Genomic DNA, 18,463 nt, shown 5'->3' with positions numbered 1-18,463 from the left:
GGCAAAGCGGATCCTGTCTTTCATGATCTTGGATGCCTCGTAACGGTTGATGCCGCGGCGTTGCCTCTTTTTGAAGTACAGGGCAGCATACTCATGCCTTGTTTTGTCGCACTCCTCGCTCCGGGGGTCAATTACAGGTATGCCATCGAGGTCAATGCCGTTTTCACCGGCAATTTTAAGTATCTTTTTTTCTTCACCCAGCAGTATAGGATAGGCGATATTTTCATCGAGCACAATTTGTGCTGCTTTAAGGATCTTCACATTGTCGGCTTCGGCAAAAACCACGCGGCGTGGATCTTTTCTTGCTTTGCTTCCAATTACCCTGAACAACTGGTTATCATTTCCCAAACGCCCGTCCAGTTCAATTTTATACTTTTCCCAGTCTTCTATGCGATGTTTCGCCACGCCGCTCTGCATCGCAGCTTTGGCTACAGCGGGTGAAATGGTGGAGATCAGCCGCGGATCAAGTGGTTTGGGTATGATATAATTTGGGCCAAACACCATGTTTTTTTCACCGTATGCCAGGGTTACAATATCGGGCACAGGTGTTTTGGCCAGGTTTGCCAGGGCGTTTACCGCCGCCATCTTCATGTCCTCATTGATCTGTGTTGCTCTTACATCCAGTGCCCCGCGGAAAATATAAGGAAAGCCCAGCACATTGTTCACCTGGTTGGGATAATCACTGCGGCCCGTTGCTATAATGATATCCTTACGGGAATCCGTAGCCGCTTCCCAAGTAATTTCGGGATCGGGATTGGCCAGGGCAAATACCACGGGCTTTTTTGCCATAGACCTGATCATTTCGGGCGTAACGGTGTTTGCCGCGCTTAACCCAATAAAAACGTCGGCTCCCTGCATGGCATCTTTTAGGCTGAGCTGTTTTTTACGGGTTACAGCAAAACGCTGCTTTATCTCATCCAGGTCTTCCCGCCCCTGGTACAGCACCCCCTCTTTATCGAACATGATAAAATTGCCGCTTTTAGCGCCGAGGGCCTCATATAGCTGCACACAGGCCATGGCAGCAGCCCCGGCGCCGTTTACCACAAACTTTACCTTATCAATTTTTTTGCCCTGCAATTCAAGTGCATTGATCAATGCTGCAGAGCTGATAATAGCTGTGCCATGCTGGTCGTCGTGCATCACAGGGATATTCATGACCTCCTTCAGCGCTTTTTCAATATAGAAACATTCAGGCGCCTTAATGTCTTCGAGATTGATCCCGCCAAAAGTAGGTTCCAGCGATCGTACAATTTGTACAAATTTTTCCGGATCTTTTTCATTGATCTCAATGTCAAATACATCAATATCGGCAAACACCTTAAACAGTACACCCTTTCCTTCCATTACCGGTTTCCCCGCTTCGGGGCCAATATCACCCAATCCCAGTACAGCTGTACCATTGCTGATCACAGCTACCAGGTTGCCCCTGGCTGTATACTTATAAACCGATTCCACATTTTGCCTGATCTCTTTACAGGGCTCCGCTACTCCCGGTGAATAGGCCAATGAAAGATCTCTTTGTGTTTTTGCATCTTTGGTAGGCACTACTTCAATTTTGCCAGGTCTGCCTTTGGAATGGTATTCCAGTGCCTGTTGTTTCCTCAGCGCTTTTGACATGTCAATAGTATTGCAACACAAGGTAAGTAAAACATAACCATTTCAGATTGCACAATGGTTGCCGGCATACGGGCTGGCTGCTGTTGCGTTGAAAACACTGGTACATGATGTACAGCTATGGATTGAAGGGATCCCCGTGTCAAGATTTTCTTATTTGCTGTTTCCCGCATTGGGTTTGCTGCTTACCGTTACTGTAATCCGAAAAATATCAGGCGGTAGCCTGGATAAGGGTATAGCCATGGTGCTGAAGGCCATCGCACAAAAATCTTCTTTCATACCATTCCGGCATACTTACGCGCACATTGTTACCAGCTCGTAGGGCTGGGAGGATCCATAGGGCTTGAAGCGCCGATAGTGGCAACCGGTTCGGCCGTGGGCTCCAATATCGCACGGATACACGAGCTCAATTACAGGGAACGTACATTGCTTATAGCCTGTGGCGCCGCCGCAGGAATAGCAGCGGTATTTAATGCTCCCATAGCAGGCGTTATTTTCGCCATCGAAGTGTTGCTTACCGAAACGGTTGTTGTGAGCCACTTTATCCCTCTGATCACAGCTTCAGTAGTGGGTACGCTGTGTTCAAGAATAATTTTAGCGGTACCGGACACTAAGGGAAAGTTTACCGGGATCATTGAATTGAATGACATCAAGCAAAAGCTCTTCCAGCCGGAACAGTTTAATAAAATATCGGTAAAGTCCGCTATGAAAAAGCCACCCGGGATCTTATTTGATGATGAGCCTATGCTTTCGGTAATGGAAAAATTTGATATCAGCCGGAGCTGGTACCTGCCGGTGCTCAATAAAGACAGGGCGTTTTTAGGCTTTCTTTCCAAAACAAAGCTGTTTAACAAATACCGCGAGATACCGGCCAAGCAGGGAGACCTGTATGAGTAAAATGCAGACATCAGATTAAATCTATTTTAATTCTTCAGTGTCTGTTCCGCAATCCACGGCATTGGGCTAAGTTTACCAAAATAATGACTGCATACAGATGAGGAAAATGAAAGCTGCTGTTTACGAACGGTACGGGCCACCGGAAGTGGTTCAGGTTAGAGAGACAGAAAAACCTGTTCCAAAGGAAAATGAAGTGCTTATTAAAGTTCATGCGGCAACGGTTAACCGCACCGACTGCGGTTTCAGGAGCGCCGGGTATTTTATCGTGAGGTTTTTCAGCGGGCTGCTCAAACCCCGGAACAGGATCCTGGGCTGCGAATTTGCGGGAGAAATTGAAACAACAGGCAAAGCAGTAACTCATTTCAAAGCCGGCGACAGGGTATTGGGTTACAACGACTCAAAGTTCGGGGCACATGCCGAGTATATGATCATGGCTGAGCATGACGCTTTGGCAACGATACCTCCCGGTATATCGTATGAAGAAGCGGCTCCCATTACGGAAGGCGCCCATTATGCATTGTGCAATATAAGGGCAGCAAAGATCGGGAGCGGACAGGAAATACTGGTTAACGGAGGTACCGGCGCTATAGGCTCTGCAGCGATACAGCTTTTAAAATATTTTGAGGCTGATGTTACAGCCGTTTGCGATACAAACGGAACTGGGCTACATGTCGCAGAATCCTTTCCTGGCTATTGTAACGCCATTGCTGGGTGGCAAAAAAGTATTGTTTCCCATTCCTGCAATCAATGAGGACGATGTTGTTTTTTTAAAAAACCTGGTAGCATCGGGAAAATATAAGCCGCTTATTGACAGGAGCTACCCTTTAGAACAAATTGTTGAAGCTTACCGGTATGTTGAAACAAGACAAAAAACAGGGAACGTAATTATAACAATGGGCAACGTGAATAAAACTGAATTTTTGTAACTTGTATTGCCGCCCGTTCCGGTTGCAGGTATTTCATGGCCAATACACAGCTTGTCGCAAGCCCTATGCTTTTGTAACAGGAAAAAGATCAAAAAAATGAAAGGGAATTTTAAAAATGTGGATGACTACATACACTCTTTTCCCCAAACCACCCAATTGCTTTTAAGCAAAGTGCGGGCCACCATAAAGGAAAATGCCCCTGAAGCGGTTGAAAGCATCAGCTACCAGATGCCCGCTTACAAATTGAACGAAAAACCGCTGGTATACTTTGCAGGTTATGAAAAGCATATCGGCTTTTATGCCACCCCAACCGGGCATGAACAATTTGCCCGGGAACTTTCGAAATACAAGCAGGGAAAAGGCTCCGTTCAGTTCCCGTTAAACAAGTCCATTCCATACAGCTTAATTGCAAGGATAGTAAAGTTCAGAGTAAAAGAGAACAGTGCGGTAAGCAGGTAGTGGAACAGTGGTAGTTAGTACAGCATGGGGGGTGGAGATCTGCCATATTATATCCCGGCAGGAGAAAATAAGATGAGCCGGAACAGGTGTCATGCCTGCGGCATTTGCTGCAGCCTGCTTTTGTTAGCTACCAATGCGATATGCCTAAAGGCATTTTAAGAAATATTGCAATCATTCCCACATTGCGTTATACCAAAACGCCAAAAGAACAGGGAGCATATAAACCGGCACGCTATTACATATCACGCTCCCTTTCTTTACCTAGCGGGAGATCAATTGTACTTCTTCTTCAGCACGGTTACCTGTTCCTGCAGATTGCTTACCAATGAAGCCAGTTGGTTAACATCCCAGCGCTGCTGGCTGGCCACTTTGGTGATGACCATTTGCGCCTGCCACAATTCCAGAACATCTTCCGTATTTACCTGGTAGGGCTGGTAGGATGGGTTGTCACTTACCAGGGTGATCTTGCTTTTATTGCGGTTGCTTTTTTCAATGCGCTTGTACACAATGCCCTCATTGCGGGATACCACAATGAATGCAGTGCTGTTTTTGGCATCATCAAGGCTGTTTACTTTTTCACCTACAATGATAGAGCCGCTGGGTGTGGGCAGCATGCTGTCGCCCACGATCTCAAATGCCCGGTAATTGCCTCCTGCCAGCATGGGCAGCGTAAATGTATTGAGCTCGTCAATGAATTCCGTATCGGCATATCCCGCAAGGTAGCCCGCAGCAGCTTTTACCGGCACAAAATGGATGAGATTGTTCTCCGACATTAATTTTTGCTGCCTTCGTCTGGCCAGGTAATTGCCTTTTGCTTCACTCAGGTCTTTCCGCAACAGGTCGTCCAGCGTAAGCTTGAACATATCGCCCAGCTTTTCCAGCACATCAATACGGGGATCTGCACGCTCCTCTTCATAGGCACCCACCAGGGACCGTTTAATGCCTAACTTATTGGCAAACTCTTCCTGCGTCCATCCACGCAGTTTGCGAAGGTATTTCAGATTTTGACCAGCAAGCGATTGTGCCATACTAATTATTTTAGTACACAATAATACTAATACTATTAGTTATTACAAAATTTTTTTGCTAAAAATTTAAGATTTGCTTTTGCAGGGGAGCTGCCGGCAATCAATCAGCGGTCAGCAATCGGCAAACATAGGAGCTATGAGCAGTACAAAAATTCAGCTTGCTATTGGTATTTGCTGATTGCTGATTGCCAAAAGACCGACTGCTGAAGCCCACATCCCCTACCCGAACAATATCATGGCAATGATCAATGTAAAAATGATATTGAAAAATTGTGCGATCAAAAAAGCATACAGCGGTTTGCGGTTGTTGTTTTGAAACAGATCCCTGAAATTGGTTTCCAGCCCTATGCTGGTAAAGGCAAGGGAGAACCAAAGCGTTTGAATATTTTTCAATGGTGCTTTAACCGTTGCAACTATGGATGGATCTATTATAAAGGAAAAGAGCAGCGATGCGGCAACAAAGCCCACTACAAATTTTGGAAAGCGTTCCCATATCAATCCCAGCGTAGGTTTCTGGTCAACGCCGGGGATATTGCTCTTTTTGGAGTAGGTCCAGTAAACAGATATGGCAAAAGCCGCTAATCCCAGTAATACATTCTGCGAAAATTTTACAATGGTGCTGATCTTTAAAGCTTCTTCCCCAACCAGGGTTCCTGAAGCTACTACAGCGCCGGTTGTATCAATTGTTCCACCCAGCCAGGCGCCGGTTACCGTTTCGGGGAAGTCAAAATACAAAGCAATATAGGGCATGAAGATCATCATCGGAATAGCGGTGATCAGTACCAGTGAAACGATATACGACAGCTTTTTAGGATCGCCTTTTATGGCGCCCGAAGTAGCGATGGCAGCCGATACGCCGCAGATGGAAACGGCGCTGGAAAGCATCATGCCCAGTTCTGCATCAATTTTAAGCTTTTTGCAGATCCAGAATGCAAAATACCATACAGCCAATACCACAATAACAGCTTGCAAGAGTCCTTTGGAACCGGCTTTCAGCACGTCCGAAAAAATGATCGCAGTGCCCAGCAGCACCAGCCCGATCTTTACGAACATTTCGGTGGTTAATGTTTGCCTGAACCAGTCGGGCAGCTTCATGGTATTGCCGATAAGCAATCCGATGGCCAGACTAAAGATCACCGATTCGAGGTTAAGATCGTTCATGGTTTTATTGCCCGTTATTACGAGGGCAATTACGGTAAGCACAAAAACAACGGGGAATACAAATGCCAGGTTTCGTATAGACCTTCCCGTTAGCCAGGTTCCCGCTATAGCGATAACGAATGTAATTACAAATTGCAGGCCTATCTCTGCAAGGTTGTGCGCTGAAAATACTTTACTGAATAATTGCTCTGTGTTGCTCCATTTAAAAGCCGGTAACGGGAAGTATAGTCCTGCGATAGCCAGAAGTATAAGTGCAAAGCCCAGTATCACCACCGTCCAGTCTTCTGTAACAGCTATTCCTTTTCTTTGTGCAGCCATGAATAAAATTTTTGCGCTAATGTAAAATAATATTTTTAGTATCCTGATATTTTATCATTGTATGCGGCATGTATATTAATGCTGTTACAAGATTCATGTACGCATAAATATTAAGCCAACTGCAAATGCAATCATTACCCGGCGCATCAAAGCGCATGCTCAAAACGGGTTCGCCCCCTGATGAAACTGGCGGAAGGAAAATTTACGGAAGATATGAGTGTAAAATTTCACGTCACAGAAAGAAACCTGCTGCTTGAAATATCCGACCTGATGAAACAGGGTTTTAATGATTATGTGATCCTTGGCATTAAGGGAACGGGGATGTTAAAAAAGATATTAATGGGAAGCACTGCCACGAAAATTATAAACGAATTGAATGCAATAACGGTAGCTGTTCCCGACAAGCTTTGCACGGCATCGAGCAAATTGTGTAACCTCGTTCCCAAACATATAGTTGTTACCATTAACGACAGGTATGCGCTCAATGAACCGGCTTTTAACAACTTCCTTGATACGTTCAGCGGCAGCATTGAGGAGATCAGATTTATGTCTGTCATTCAGTCGGAGAAAGTGGCAAACGAAGCCGGAGCCTATCTGAGGGTGCTTCAGGAAAGGTATAACGAAAAGATACCCTCGGGCTACAGCATTTTCAAAGGAGCAAACGTTTTTAATGAGATCAGGAGGAATGTTCAGATAAACAGTGATACCGCTCTGGTGGTCCAAAAAGGCTCCAGATCATTAACCGACCGGCTTTTCCGGAAATTTCTGATTGACCGGCTCGTTCACGATGGTTCACTTCCGCTGGTAATACTGCCTTCGTAGCCCTTTTTTTAGATCGTTTGCTGCATCCCGGTATTATCTTCATTTGTATGGCGGGTGTTACGTGAGATATTTTCAATGGTCCATTCTATTCTTTTCTCAAACGGATGTTGCCTCACCGTGCATTCCATCTTCTGACATATACTGCAGGAGAAGCTGAGGCAGGCATCTGCGTGGATGAAAAGCTCAACCGATTCGCCGAATTCTTTTTGTATCAGCAATGAAAGCGCGTCCATTTCGGCATGGGCTTCTTTTACATTAAGATACCAGGGTACTGTGAGATGACAATCCATATGCAGCACATTGCCGTATTTAATGATGCGCAGGTTGTGCAGATCAATCCAGTTTACGCGCCTGTTGGCATTGAGCAGCGCTACCATTCTTTGCAGCAGTGCCTTATCTGCTTCATCCATTATACCGGCAACAGAGCTTCTTACGATGCGGTAACCCGTATAAATAATAAAGAGCGAGAACCCTGCGGCAACCAGGCTGTCTATCCATTGCAGGCGGGTAAACCATATGAGGGCCAGCCCTGCCATGATACCCAGTGTAGACCATGTATCGCTTTGCAAATGCTTTCCGCTGGCAACCAGTGCGAGGGAATCGTTTTGCTTTCCCGTTTTTATACAATAGCTACCGGTTATATAATTGATGACGGCTGTAACGGCTACGAGGAAAATACCATAATCTAATTTTTTTAACTCCCGGGGATAGATGAAATGATGGATAGCTTCATATACTATAAAGACTCCTGCTATCATCATCAGTACACCTTCTACGGCTGCTGATAAAAATTCGGCCTTGCCGTGGCCGTAAGGATGATTGGCATCGCGCGGTTTGGCAGCAATATACAAACCAAAAAGACTGATAAATCCTGCTGTTACATTAACCGTACTTTCCAGGGCATCTGTAAGCACTGCTACAGAGCGGGTAAGATACCACGCAATGATCTTGATGATGAATAAAGCCACTGCTATAACAGTTACTGTCTTTTGCAGGCGCAGATTGATGCGGGCAGTATGCAATAGTGAATATTTGGGGTAAAGGTATTTTTTATCTTTTTATGGAAGCGGGCTTCATGAAAATAAAAAAAGGCCGCTGAATTCGTATTCAGCAAGCCTTGCATTGCTCTCTTGTCCGTACTTCCGGCTATCGTTTATTTTTGGGAGACCTTTTGCCTGTGGTGCCGTCTTTTTTTACATGCCGGTTGTGCTTCTTATACTGTTTATCTTTGCCCTCTTTCTTTAAAGGTGTGGCAGTTGCTGTGGTTGAAGATTCCTTGACCGCAGCGGTTGTTTGTTTTTGATGGTCCGCTGTTACAGCATGTGTTTTTGCATGTGCAACTTCTTTTTTAGCTGTCTTTGTTTTTTCCTGTGCCGGCTGAGCAGGTTGGGTTTGCTGTGCAAACAGAGCGGTCCCGCTGAAGAGCATAATAAAACAGGCGAGAATGATCTTTTTCATAATTGTAATTTTTTATTGAAATTATACAGCATAATTAATTCCAGAATGTTGTTGGCGTATGTAACGGGTTGTTAATGAGCCTTCATTAACTACTGCTTTACAATGGTCGTATGACGGAGACATTCAGGTAAAATGGTAGCAGACAGTTGCTGAACTATGCCTGACGGCGAAGGTGAACGGTTGTTAGTTCAATTCCTGTATTTTTGTTTTTTAAAATAGCAGCATCATGCAATTCCGGTTGAATGAAGAACAATTGATGATTCAAAAAGCGGCACGCGATTTTGCGCAAAATGAGTGCCTGCCTGGTGTAATAGAAAGAGATGAGAAGCAGCAGTTTCCCGAAGCACAGGTTTTAAAATTAGCGGAGCTGGGCTTTATGGGAATGATGACCGCGCCCGAATACGGAGGCGCAGGTATGGATACCATCAGTTATGTGCTGGCAATGGAAGAGATAAGTAAGGTAGATGCAAGTGTAAGCGTATGCATGAGTGTTAACAACAGCCTGGTTTGCTGGGGTTTGGAAAAATACGGCAGCGAAGCGCAAAAGCGGCAATACCTTACGCCACTGGCACAGGGCCGTAAGGATGGAAACTTATACCTGGGGGCTTTTTTGCTGAGCGAACCCGAAGCAGGGAGTGATGCAACCTCACAGCATACCATAGCCGAAGACAAGGGCGATCATTATATATTGAACGGAACCAAGAACTGGATCACCAACGGTAAAACGGCCAGCGTGTACCTGGTAATGGCGCAAACAGATGCATCAAAGGGCAGCAAGGGCATTAATACTTTTATTGTAGAAAAAAACAGGGAGGGCATAACGGTTGGTGCAAAAGAAAACAAACTGGGTATCAGGGGAAGCGATACGCACAGCATCATGTTCCAGGATGTAAAAGTACCCAAACAGAACCGTATCGGCGATGACGGCTTTGGATTTGCCTTTGCCATGAAAACACTGGCCGGCGGCCGCATCGGTATTGCAGCACAGGCCCTGGGCATAGCTTCGGGGGCTTATGAAAGAGCTGTTGACTATGCAAAGCAACGCAAAGCCTTTGGTACAGAGATCGCCCGGCACCAGGCCATACAGTTTAAGCTGGCAGATATGGCAACCCGCATTGAAGCCGCGCGGCTGTTGTGCCTGCGGGCCGCATGGGAAAAAGACAACGGTGACGATTATACGTTAAGCAGCTCTATGGCAAAAGTATATGCTTCCGAAACGGCAATGTGGGTTACAACGGAAGCGGTACAGATCCATGGCGGGTATGGTTATGTAAAAGAATATCATGTGGAACGCCTGATGCGCGATGCAAAGATCACGCAGATATATGAAGGTACCAGCGAAGTGCAAAGAATAGTGATCGGAAGGGGGATATTGAAGTGAGAGGGGTAGGGTGTGGGGTGGAAGGTGTAGGGTGTGAGGTGTTGCAGGGTACAGGTTTCAGGGATTAAAGTAATAAGAAAAAAAATATGGCGGCAAATATAGAGGCATATCAAAGTATAAGGAAAGACCTGGACAGTAAAAAGGTAATATTGGTTGCGGTATCTAAAACCAGGCCTGTTGGTGATGTACAGACTTTGTATGATATGGGCCAACGCGATTTTGGCGAAAATTATGTGCAGGAGCTCGTGGAAAAGCAAAAGCAACTGCCCGGTGATATCCGCTGGCACTTTATTGGTCACCTGCAGCGCAATAAGGTAAAGGATATAGCGGATTTTGTTCATTTAATTCATGGCGTAGACAGCCAGAGGCTGTTGGTTGAGATCAATAAGCAGGCGCTCAAACGCAACCGAACCATTCCCGTACTGCTCCAGGTGCATATAGCCCGTGAAGAAACAAAATTCGGGCTGGACGAAAATGAGCTTGGAGAAATAATGAAAAGTCTTCCGGGGTTAAACAATGTGGCGATAAAAGGACTGATGGGCATGGCTTCATTAACAGATGACAGGGCGATCATAAGAAAAGAATTTCAATACCTGAGATCATTATACGATCAGATCTCATTGCCCGCGGAACCTGCCTTACGCCCACCACTCACCACGCTCTCCATAGGCATGAGCAATGATTATACTATTGCCATCGAAGAGGGCAGCAATATGGTTAGGCTGGGCAGTTTGTTATTTGGCGCCAGGAATTAGGCGCATGGATCGCGCTTTAAAATTTGTAGCAGGTTCTGTTGCATTTTTAATATAATTGTCTTTCCTTTAACTGCTTCATTCAAAAAGAAAACAGATTTGTATGTATGCGGTTAAAAAAGCAACGTGGATTATTTTATCCATGCTCTTCATGATAAGCTTACCATCATGTAAAGACAGATCTTCACAAATAAAGAGCGGACCTTTCATTGGTTTTGCAGGCATGGACTCAACGGTAGCGGCAGGCGAGGACTTCTTTTCGTATGCCAATGGCAAATGGTATCAAAACACGGTTATCCCCGCCGACCAGTCCGGCTGGGGTGAAGCTCATATATTGTATGAAGACAACAGGAAAAAATTGCACGCCATGCTGGAGGAATCCGCCGCAGGCAATAATTTTTCGAAAGGGTCGCCCGGGCAGATGATGGGTGATCTGTATGCAGGCGCAATGGATTCATCGGCTATTGATAAGGAAGGGTATGCCCCCGTTGCCAATGACCTTAAACGGATTGACGGATTATCTTCTGCTGCAGACATTGTTAAGGAATGTGCTTATGAATACAGCCGGGGCGGCGGGAACATGTTCGGCGCTTATGTTGGGGCGGATGACAGAAATGCTGCTGTTAATAAGCTGCAGTTCTCGCAGTCGGGGTTATCGCTCCCCGGCAGAGACTATTATTTGAATGATGATGAGAAAACAAAACACATCCGCAGCGAATTTGTACACTATGTTACCGGTATGTTTAAAGCTATTGGACTGGATAGCCTAACGGCAGCAAAAAATGCCTCGGCTATTCTTGAGCTGGAAACCGCATTGGCCAAATCGCATTCCACTCCGGTTGAACTGAGAGACCCCGTAAAAAATTACAACAAGTTCGCGGTAAAAGATCTTAATGTACTAACGCCGGGCATAAACTGGGATCAGTTTATTAAAACCTATGGCGCAAACACAGATACTGTATTGGTGGGTCAGCCGGATTATTTTAAAGAGCTGGGCAGGCAACTGCGATCTGCTCCGCCGGAGGTATGGAAAAATAAGCTCAAACTGGGTGTAATAGAAGAGGCATCGCTGGGCAATCCTTTCGAAGACCTGCAGTTTTTATTTTACAGGAAGACGTTAAGGGGTATCGAAGAAAAACCAGCCCGCTGGAAAAAGGCAACGGGCATTGTAGACAACCTGGCAGGCGACCTGCTGGGCAGGGTGTATGTAAATAAATATTTTCCGGCCGACGCTAAAAAAAGAATGCTCGACCTGGTAAACAACCTGCAGCGCGTATATGAAAGCAGGATAAGGAACTTAGACTGGATGAGCGACAGCACCAGGGAAAAAGCCCTGAACAAGCTTAACAGCTTTGTAAAAAAAATAGGGTATCCCGACAAGTGGAAAGATTATGCCGGTGTGCATATCAGCAGGAGCGATCATTTCAATAACATGAGGCAGTTAAAAATTTATGAATTCAAAAGAGAGCTGGCTAAAATTGATAAACCGGTAGACCGGACGGAATGGTTTATGAATGCGTCTGAAGTAAATGCCTATTATAATCCTTCATTTAATGAGATCGCATTCCCGGCAGGGATCCTTCAGCCGCCATTTTTTAATAATGCCGCGGATGATGCCATTAACTATGGGGCTATAGGCGCGATTATCGGGCATGAAATGACGCATGGCTTCGACGACCAGGGCCGGCAGTATGATGCAAACGGCAACCTTCACGACTGGTGGACGAACAAGGATGCGGAGTTGTTTAACCAAAAAGCAAAAGTGGTAATTGACCAGTATGATGCATATACAATGCTGGACAGTATGCATGTAAACGGCAGGTTAACATTAGGGGAGAATATTGCCGATATTGGTGGTTTGATGATCGCTTACGAGGCGTTTAAAAATACTCCGCAGGGTAAAAGCGATGAAAAGACAGACGGGCTTACACCCGATCAGCGCTTCTTTTTATCCTTCGCCAATGTATGGCGTGCCAAATTCAGGGATGCTGCCGTAAGAGAAAGATTGCTGCTTGATCCGCATTCACCGCCAAAATACAGGGCGAACGGGCCGGTTTCAAACATGCCGGCGTTTTACAATGCATTTAATGTACAGCCGGGCGATAAAATGTACCGTGCCGACAGTGTAAGAGCGAAGATATGGTGAGGGGAGACGGGTTACAGGTTGCAGGTTTCAGGGCAGCCCTACCTTATACCCTCCACCTTACACCTTTTGCCTTTGTTGCAGGTTTCAAGGTTACAGGTTTCAGGGGAGAGATGGAAAACGATAAGCCGGAAGCGTAGAGGTTCATCCTCTCACTTCTCACGTTTCACTTCTCACTGTGACAACTTATTTTTTTCAACACCTTCATTGGTAATGATCACGGGTTTGATAAACCCTTTTGCATCAAAATACATACGGTCTATGCAGGTTACTCTTGAGTTGCCATCGGTTTCGGTTAAGGGACGCCGGTGATATACCATATACCATTGATCTTTACCGGGAACCCTGATCACCGAATGGTGACCGGCGCCGGTGGCAATCCCGGGATCCTGCTGGAGTATCTTTCCAATTCTTTTGAACGGGCCAAACGGAGACCCGGCAATGGCATAGGCAACGCTGTAATCGGGACCTGTCCATCCGCCCTCCGACCACATAAAATAATATTTGCCATCGCGGATGAACATAAAAGGGCCTTCAACATATCCTTCCGGTGTTATTTCTTTAAATATTGTGCCGTCTTCAAAAGGAATGAAGCCCGTAAAATCATTGTTGAGCCTGGCAATATTGCAATGTCTCCACCCGCCGTATATTAAATAATACTGCCCGGTGCTGTCTTTAAAAACAAACTGGTCAATAGGCTGCGCCCCGTTATGGAACTTACCTACCAGTGGCTTGCCCAGGTGGTCTTTAAACGGCCCTGAAGGGTTATCTGCAACAGCCACACCAATGCCCCCCGTTTCTTTATCACTTTGAATATCATTGGCGCCGAAGAACAGGTAATACCTGTTTTTTTTCTCCACTATAGCCGGCGCCCACATGGCACGCCTGGCCCATTTAACGGCGGCGGTATCTATTATGCGGCTGTGTTTTGTCCATTGAATAAGATCGGGTGATGAAAAAGCGTCCAAAAAAACCTGCTTGTCATAGGGCGCGGAACAGGTAGGATAGATCCAGTAGGTATTATTTAAAATGATGCCTTCCGGGTCGGCATACCACCCGGGGAAAACAGGATTCCCTGACTTTTCTGTTGCTTTCTTTTTTTGTGCGTGCAGGTTAAGCGAACAAGCAAATATCACTCCCAATACTATTGCTTTTTTCATTATCCCTTTTTTGCGAAACTATTGTTTTGATCTAATAAAAAACGGAGGGAATACATTTATTTTACCCTGCTCTGCCCATCGTTCATTTTATGCGATCGTACTGTATTTTAAATGCCGACAGGTTTGGCTTATATTTCTTTTCCCGCTTTAGTTCGTACCGGTAGATCACTTCACCCAGGCGTTTCATGAAAGGGAACCCGGTTGTTGCATAATCATAAGCGCCATCATTGATAATGCCGTCCTCGTTGCAGTAAATAACAGCGCTTAACATGAACTCAGCCTGGTTTTCAAAATCCACTATGTAGGCGGCATCGGTTAAAAAACCATAGGCGCCGCCGATCTTATTGAATATGCGAACACCACGCGGCAGCCTGCTGTTTTTATCGGCGCCCAGCAATAAAAATTTGCAGGAAGCATCATAATATAAAGAATCGTAAGGCGGGTAAATGGTTTCCTGTGGCAATTGCGACATGTACTGCCATACAAAGCGGTAATCTTCAGGTGTAACGGTAAAGCGCTCTGTTGCGGGGACCGATTGGGGAAATAGTATGCTGCGCAGCATATGGTGAAGATCCTCCAGCGAAATACGGTTTTTGATGGAAAAGTCCATGGACCCGTTTATCAATGCCCCGTTTTTATAGTATGCTTTTCCCAGCCGGTCGTTCCGTTGTAAATAAGGAGCAGCATTGTATTGCCCCGGCTGATCATAAATAACCTGTCCGTATGCATTTCGGAACTGCACCGGATTGGTATGGCGGTTCTCATCATCCGGTAGCGCAATATTCAGGCGGTGATTGATCTGTACGTCTTTATATCCTTTGCGGTGCAACTGATCATTGATATAGCGCTGCCCTAAAAATTCATACAAACGATTGAAGGCATCGTTATCGCTTGCCAGGAATATCTTTTTAATATATTGTTCTACCGACGGACTTCCATCCGGGGTCGTGGGGTCATTGTAAACGGCAGTCTGACCACTGTAATCGCTTCCCGTTATCATTGCTGTACTGCGGTTAAGTCCGGCTATATTAAGTTCATTCAACCGCTGTAAGGCCAACAGCGCAACCGGCATTTTAACTGTAGAAGCGGGATAAAAATATTGCTTTGAATTTACATGAAAGTAATAATCTGTAAAATGGGGAGTATTGTCGGCATCGCGGTTTATCTGCGTGTAAATGATCTGCACCTTAAAGTGTGCTCTTTTGCTGAGTATTGAATCAAAGTACTGCGGGTATTGCTGAAGCAATGCTTCTAAAAACGCATCTGTACGGCTGCTGTCTTTTTGGGGTACGGGCGTTTCCGTGGTTACAGCAACGGCGTCTTTGGGCTGTGTTGTGGCCGTATCGGCAGGAAGGGGAGCGACGGAGTCCTTCATTTTAATGGTATCCGTTGGCGCAACGGCATTGTTGCTATCAGGGGCTGTGGCTTTTTGAGTGGTTTTACAGGCAAAGAATGAAATTACAATGAACGTTGTTACTGATAGGATATCACGTTTTATATGCATCATTTAAAGTTAATGATTATCGTTTATCAAATCTTTTTGAACTTGCTTCATGGATTTCAAGGCACTGATATTTTTGCAAATGTCACTTCGTCAAATGCAAAAGTGTCTTGTTTTGGTTTAGCTATTTCGTATTTTTATACTATTAAAATCTCTTTATAAAAATATTGATTCTCATTTTACAAAAATCCAATGGCTTTGGTTGGGTCGTTTTGTCTATATGAGCAAGTACGAATAGAAATGGTATTCTTAAATTTTATAAAGAGAAAAAATGAAAAGTAATATAAAAATCGCAATAATTGGCGGCACCGGCAAATCGGGAAAGTACCTTGTAAAGCATCTGATAAATCAGGGATTTCAATTCAAAATTCTACTTAGAAATCCATATAATTTCCAAATCAATAGTCCACTTGTCGAAGTTATTGAAGGCAATGTAACCAATTATAGTTCTGTGGGCACATTGCTTGAAGGTTGCCAGGCTGTGATCAGCACTTTAGGTTTAGGTGAGCCTCCAAGTGAACCTACAATTTTTAGTCAATCAACTGCAAATGTTATTGAAGCCATGAATGAGCATAATATTCATCGTTACATTGTAACTACCGGGCTTAATGTTGATACACCTTTTGATAATAAAAGTTCCAAAACAGCTTTCGCAACAGACTGGATGAGAAAAAATCATCCAACTTCTACCGCTAATAAACAATCCGAATTTGATATTTTGTCAAATAGTAATGTTGATTGGACTTTGGTAAGACTTCCTTTAATAGAACAAACAGACGAAACTGGTCAGATTAATGTTAGTTTAGAGGATTGCCCGGGAGATAAAATAAGTGCAACTGATTTGGCACATTTTCTTGTCGAACAACTGTCAACCGACACATTGATTAAAAAAGCTCCATTCATTGCAAGTACCTAAATTTGTCAGTAGTGAGTCTGAAAAATGACTCACTATTTTCATTTTTGGAACCATAACAATACTACTGCCGGCGACCTGTTTCGCAAACGTTTTTTAATATATAAAGCCAAATTGCTTCAAGATATGGAACTGAGGGTTTATGTACATGGTAGTTTTATTTAATATGGCGTATCATTCTTAATGGTTTCACAAGCGTCTGTAACCATTGCTTGTAAAGCAATTGAGAAAGAAAAAGCACTTGCCAGAGAACTGTTTTTATACCACAAATTCATGTTGAAACCCTATCTTTGCCCCCACTTTAAACTTTTGTAAACGCTTTTTTGTATGCAACTGAAAGGTTTGGTCTCTGTTTTTGCGATTGCATTGATTGCTATATCCCTTTACCAACTGCATTTTACATGGGTGGTGCACAACCACGAGGGGAAGATGGAAAAACAGGCCCTTAACTGGGTAAACTCTCATTATAACGGCGCTTCACAGGAAGCCAAGGATTCTGCTTATGAACACAGGTTGAGCCGCTTATTAGACAGCACCAAAGGAAAGATCATCACTTATGGTATCAATGGCGCAACCAGCTACCAAAAGGCAAAGGAACAGGAATTAAGCCTGGGATTGGATTTACAGGGTGGTATGAGCGTAACCCTTGAAGTGGAGCTGGAAAATTTGCTGCGGTCCATTTCCAACAGTCCCAAGGATGTTAACCTGAACAAGGCGCTGGAACTGGCCAGTGAGCGTAAGGGTACAACCGACGCCGATTATATAGGACTGTTTGCATCAGCATACAAAGAAGTAAATCCTTCTGGAAAGCTGTCGGGTTTGTTTGCCAATGCCGGTCAGCGCAATATTAAACTGGAAGATTCTGACGACCAGGTCGTTTCCAAGTTAAGAACGATGGCAGGAGAAGCCTTTCAAAATACGTTCAGGGTACTGACCAAGCGTATTGACCAGTTTGGTGTGGCTCAGCCCAATATCAATCCCGATCCGCGCAAGGGTACCATCAGCGTAGAGCTGGCGGGTGTAAAAGATGATCCTGAAAGAGTGCGTAAAATATTACAGGCTACCGCCTACATGCAGTTCTGGGAAGTGTACACAGGCAATGAACTGGCGCAGTCTTTTACCCAGGCCGAAGAAACGCTGAAGAAAATGGGCGACGACAGCAAACCGGCTGACGACACAGGTCAAAAGTCCATCACGGATACTACACAAGCCGTTGCTTCTGCTCCTGCCGATACCACTAAAACACTTTCATTAAGTGACCTTTCCACCGATACGAACCAGGCAGAGGACAAGGGCGCGGCGCCTGCAGCAACCCATACCATACTGGGTTTACTGATGCAGGCTCCGCAGGGTGACGCGGCTATCGCTTATGTGGCGGTAAAAGACACTGCTTTACTAAATGAAAATCTTAACGCTGTTCAGGATATTTTTCCGGCTAATGCCCGGTTTTTATACGGCATTGCACCCGGGGGGGCAGGAACTACTTCAAATGTACTTCCGCTGTACGCGATCAAAACACGCGATGGAGATAAAGCGCCGCTCGAAGGAGATGATGTGGAGGAGTCTACCATTTCTTACGATGAGCGTGGCCGTCCGGCTGTTTCGCTCAGGATGACCAAGCAGGGAACAAAAAAATGGGCAGATCTCACTACAGAAAATGTAAACAAGCCTGTAGCCATTGCGCTGGATAATATTATCTATTCAGCGCCTAACGTTATCAATCCCATACTGGATGGTAACTCCCAGATATCCGGCAGCTTTACCGTAGAAGAAGCCTCCGACCTGGCAAATATCCTTCAGTCGGGTCAGTTGGCTGCACCTGCAAGAATTGTGCAGGAACAAATGGTGGGGCCTACACTGGGTAAGGAGGCTGTTAAAGGCGGCGCCATGTCGTTCGTCATTTCTTTTGCGGTAATATTTGCCCTGATGT

The 18,463-nt window shown here is 45.1% G+C and carries 18 protein-coding genes; 11 read left to right on the top strand and 7 right to left on the bottom strand.

Going from position 1 to position 18,463, the window contains the following annotated elements:
- Window positions 1-1,617, bottom strand: a 1,617-nt coding sequence (locus PLH26_RS10930) for a phosphate acyltransferase (protein ID WP_324586052.1), incomplete at its 3' end; no start/stop codon positions are given.
- Window positions 1,618-1,675: 58 nt separating this feature from the next.
- Between PLH26_RS10930 and PLH26_RS10925 the strand changes: the two genes are divergently transcribed.
- The 5 genes from PLH26_RS10925 (at window position 1,676) to PLH26_RS10910 (ending at window position 3,896) form a co-directional block, all read left to right on the top strand.
- The gene (locus PLH26_RS10925) at window positions 1,676-1,936 is read left to right on the top strand and encodes a hypothetical protein (protein ID WP_324586051.1); all 261 of its coding nucleotides are present in this window, start codon (window positions 1,676-1,678) and stop codon (window positions 1,934-1,936) included.
- Window positions 1,937-1,971: 35 nt separating this feature from the next.
- Entirely contained in the window at window positions 1,972-2,511 is a 540-nt protein-coding gene (locus tag PLH26_RS10920) for a chloride channel protein (RefSeq protein WP_324586050.1), read from the top strand.
- Window positions 2,512-2,608: 97 nt separating this feature from the next.
- Window positions 2,609-3,262: an NAD(P)-dependent alcohol dehydrogenase gene (locus tag PLH26_RS10915; protein ID WP_324586049.1), complete on the top strand. Its 654-nt coding sequence runs from the start codon at window positions 2,609-2,611 to the stop codon at window positions 3,260-3,262.
- Window positions 3,180-3,437, top strand: coding sequence for a zinc-binding dehydrogenase (locus PLH26_RS21770; RefSeq protein ID WP_502876381.1), 258 nt, complete (start codon window positions 3,180-3,182; stop codon window positions 3,435-3,437). Before PLH26_RS10915 ends, PLH26_RS21770 begins: the two co-directional genes overlap by 83 nt.
- Before the next feature lie 96 nt (window positions 3,438-3,533).
- Window positions 3,534-3,896 carry an iron chaperone gene (locus PLH26_RS10910; RefSeq protein ID WP_324586048.1) on the top strand — a complete coding sequence of 121 codons (363 nt, stop codon included), beginning with the start codon at window positions 3,534-3,536 and terminating at the stop codon, window positions 3,894-3,896.
- 272 nt (window positions 3,897-4,168) lie between these two features.
- Here the strand turns inward: PLH26_RS10910 and PLH26_RS10905 are convergent, their stop codons facing one another.
- Both PLH26_RS10905 and PLH26_RS10900 read right to left on the bottom strand, forming a co-directional pair.
- Window positions 4,169-4,924 carry an XRE family transcriptional regulator gene (locus PLH26_RS10905; protein ID WP_324586047.1) on the bottom strand — a complete coding sequence of 252 codons (756 nt, stop codon included), beginning with the start codon at window positions 4,922-4,924 and terminating at the stop codon, window positions 4,169-4,171.
- A gap of 219 nt (window positions 4,925-5,143) precedes the next feature.
- The gene (locus PLH26_RS10900; RefSeq protein WP_324586046.1) at window positions 5,144-6,403 is read right to left on the bottom strand and encodes a YeiH family protein; all 1,260 of its coding nucleotides are present in this window, start codon (window positions 6,401-6,403) and stop codon (window positions 5,144-5,146) included.
- A 180-nt stretch (window positions 6,404-6,583) separates the two neighbouring features.
- Between PLH26_RS10900 and PLH26_RS10895 the strand changes: the two genes are divergently transcribed.
- Window positions 6,584-7,225, top strand: coding sequence for a hypothetical protein (locus PLH26_RS10895; protein ID WP_324586045.1), 642 nt, complete (start codon window positions 6,584-6,586; stop codon window positions 7,223-7,225).
- An 8-nt stretch (window positions 7,226-7,233) separates the two neighbouring features.
- Here PLH26_RS10895 and PLH26_RS10890 read toward each other — a convergent pair whose 3' ends face one another.
- Both PLH26_RS10890 and PLH26_RS10885 read right to left on the bottom strand, forming a co-directional pair.
- Window positions 7,234-8,247 carry a cation diffusion facilitator family transporter gene (locus PLH26_RS10890; protein WP_324586044.1) on the bottom strand — a complete coding sequence of 338 codons (1,014 nt, stop codon included), beginning with the start codon at window positions 8,245-8,247 and terminating at the stop codon, window positions 7,234-7,236.
- 124 nt (window positions 8,248-8,371) lie between these two features.
- On the bottom strand, window positions 8,372-8,683 hold the full coding sequence (locus PLH26_RS10885; RefSeq protein WP_324586043.1) for a hypothetical protein: 312 nt from the start codon (window positions 8,681-8,683) through the stop codon (window positions 8,372-8,374).
- 226 nt (window positions 8,684-8,909) lie between these two features.
- Between PLH26_RS10885 and PLH26_RS10880 the strand changes: the two genes are divergently transcribed.
- From PLH26_RS10880 to PLH26_RS10870, 3 genes are all read left to right on the top strand, one after another.
- Window positions 8,910-10,064 (top strand): acyl-CoA dehydrogenase, encoded by a 1,155-nt coding sequence (locus PLH26_RS10880; RefSeq protein ID WP_324586042.1) that lies wholly within the window; start codon window positions 8,910-8,912, stop codon window positions 10,062-10,064.
- Between the two features lie 86 nt (window positions 10,065-10,150).
- Window positions 10,151-10,819: a YggS family pyridoxal phosphate-dependent enzyme gene (locus PLH26_RS10875; protein ID WP_324586041.1), complete on the top strand. Its 669-nt coding sequence runs from the start codon at window positions 10,151-10,153 to the stop codon at window positions 10,817-10,819.
- Between the two features lie 100 nt (window positions 10,820-10,919).
- The gene (locus PLH26_RS10870) at window positions 10,920-12,962 is read left to right on the top strand and encodes a M13 family metallopeptidase (RefSeq protein WP_324586040.1); all 2,043 of its coding nucleotides are present in this window, start codon (window positions 10,920-10,922) and stop codon (window positions 12,960-12,962) included.
- 170 nt (window positions 12,963-13,132) lie between these two features.
- On the opposite strand, the gene PLH26_RS10865 is transcribed toward PLH26_RS10870, so the two are convergent.
- Window positions 13,133-14,119, bottom strand: a complete 987-nt coding sequence (locus PLH26_RS10865) for a glycoside hydrolase family 43 protein (RefSeq protein ID WP_324586039.1) — start codon at window positions 14,117-14,119, stop codon at window positions 13,133-13,135.
- Window positions 14,120-14,201: 82 nt separating this feature from the next.
- Window positions 14,202-15,626, bottom strand: coding sequence for a serine hydrolase (locus tag PLH26_RS10860; RefSeq protein ID WP_324586038.1), 1,425 nt, complete (start codon window positions 15,624-15,626; stop codon window positions 14,202-14,204).
- A 265-nt stretch (window positions 15,627-15,891) separates the two neighbouring features.
- Between PLH26_RS10860 and PLH26_RS10855 the strand changes: the two genes are divergently transcribed.
- Window positions 15,892-16,536: an NAD(P)-dependent oxidoreductase gene (locus PLH26_RS10855; RefSeq protein ID WP_324586037.1), complete on the top strand. Its 645-nt coding sequence runs from the start codon at window positions 15,892-15,894 to the stop codon at window positions 16,534-16,536.
- A 324-nt stretch (window positions 16,537-16,860) separates the two neighbouring features.
- The coding region (locus PLH26_RS10850; protein ID WP_502876380.1) for a SecDF P1 head subdomain-containing protein at window positions 16,861-18,463 on the top strand (1,603 nt) is incomplete at its 3' end.

The sequence above is a fragment of the Agriterribacter sp. genome (genome assembly GCF_035444585.1).
In the GTDB taxonomy this organism is placed as follows: Bacteria; Bacteroidota; Bacteroidia; order Chitinophagales; family Chitinophagaceae; genus Agriterribacter.
Note: the sequence above shows the minus strand (reverse complement) of the source record. Positions and strands in the feature narration are given on the sequence as shown.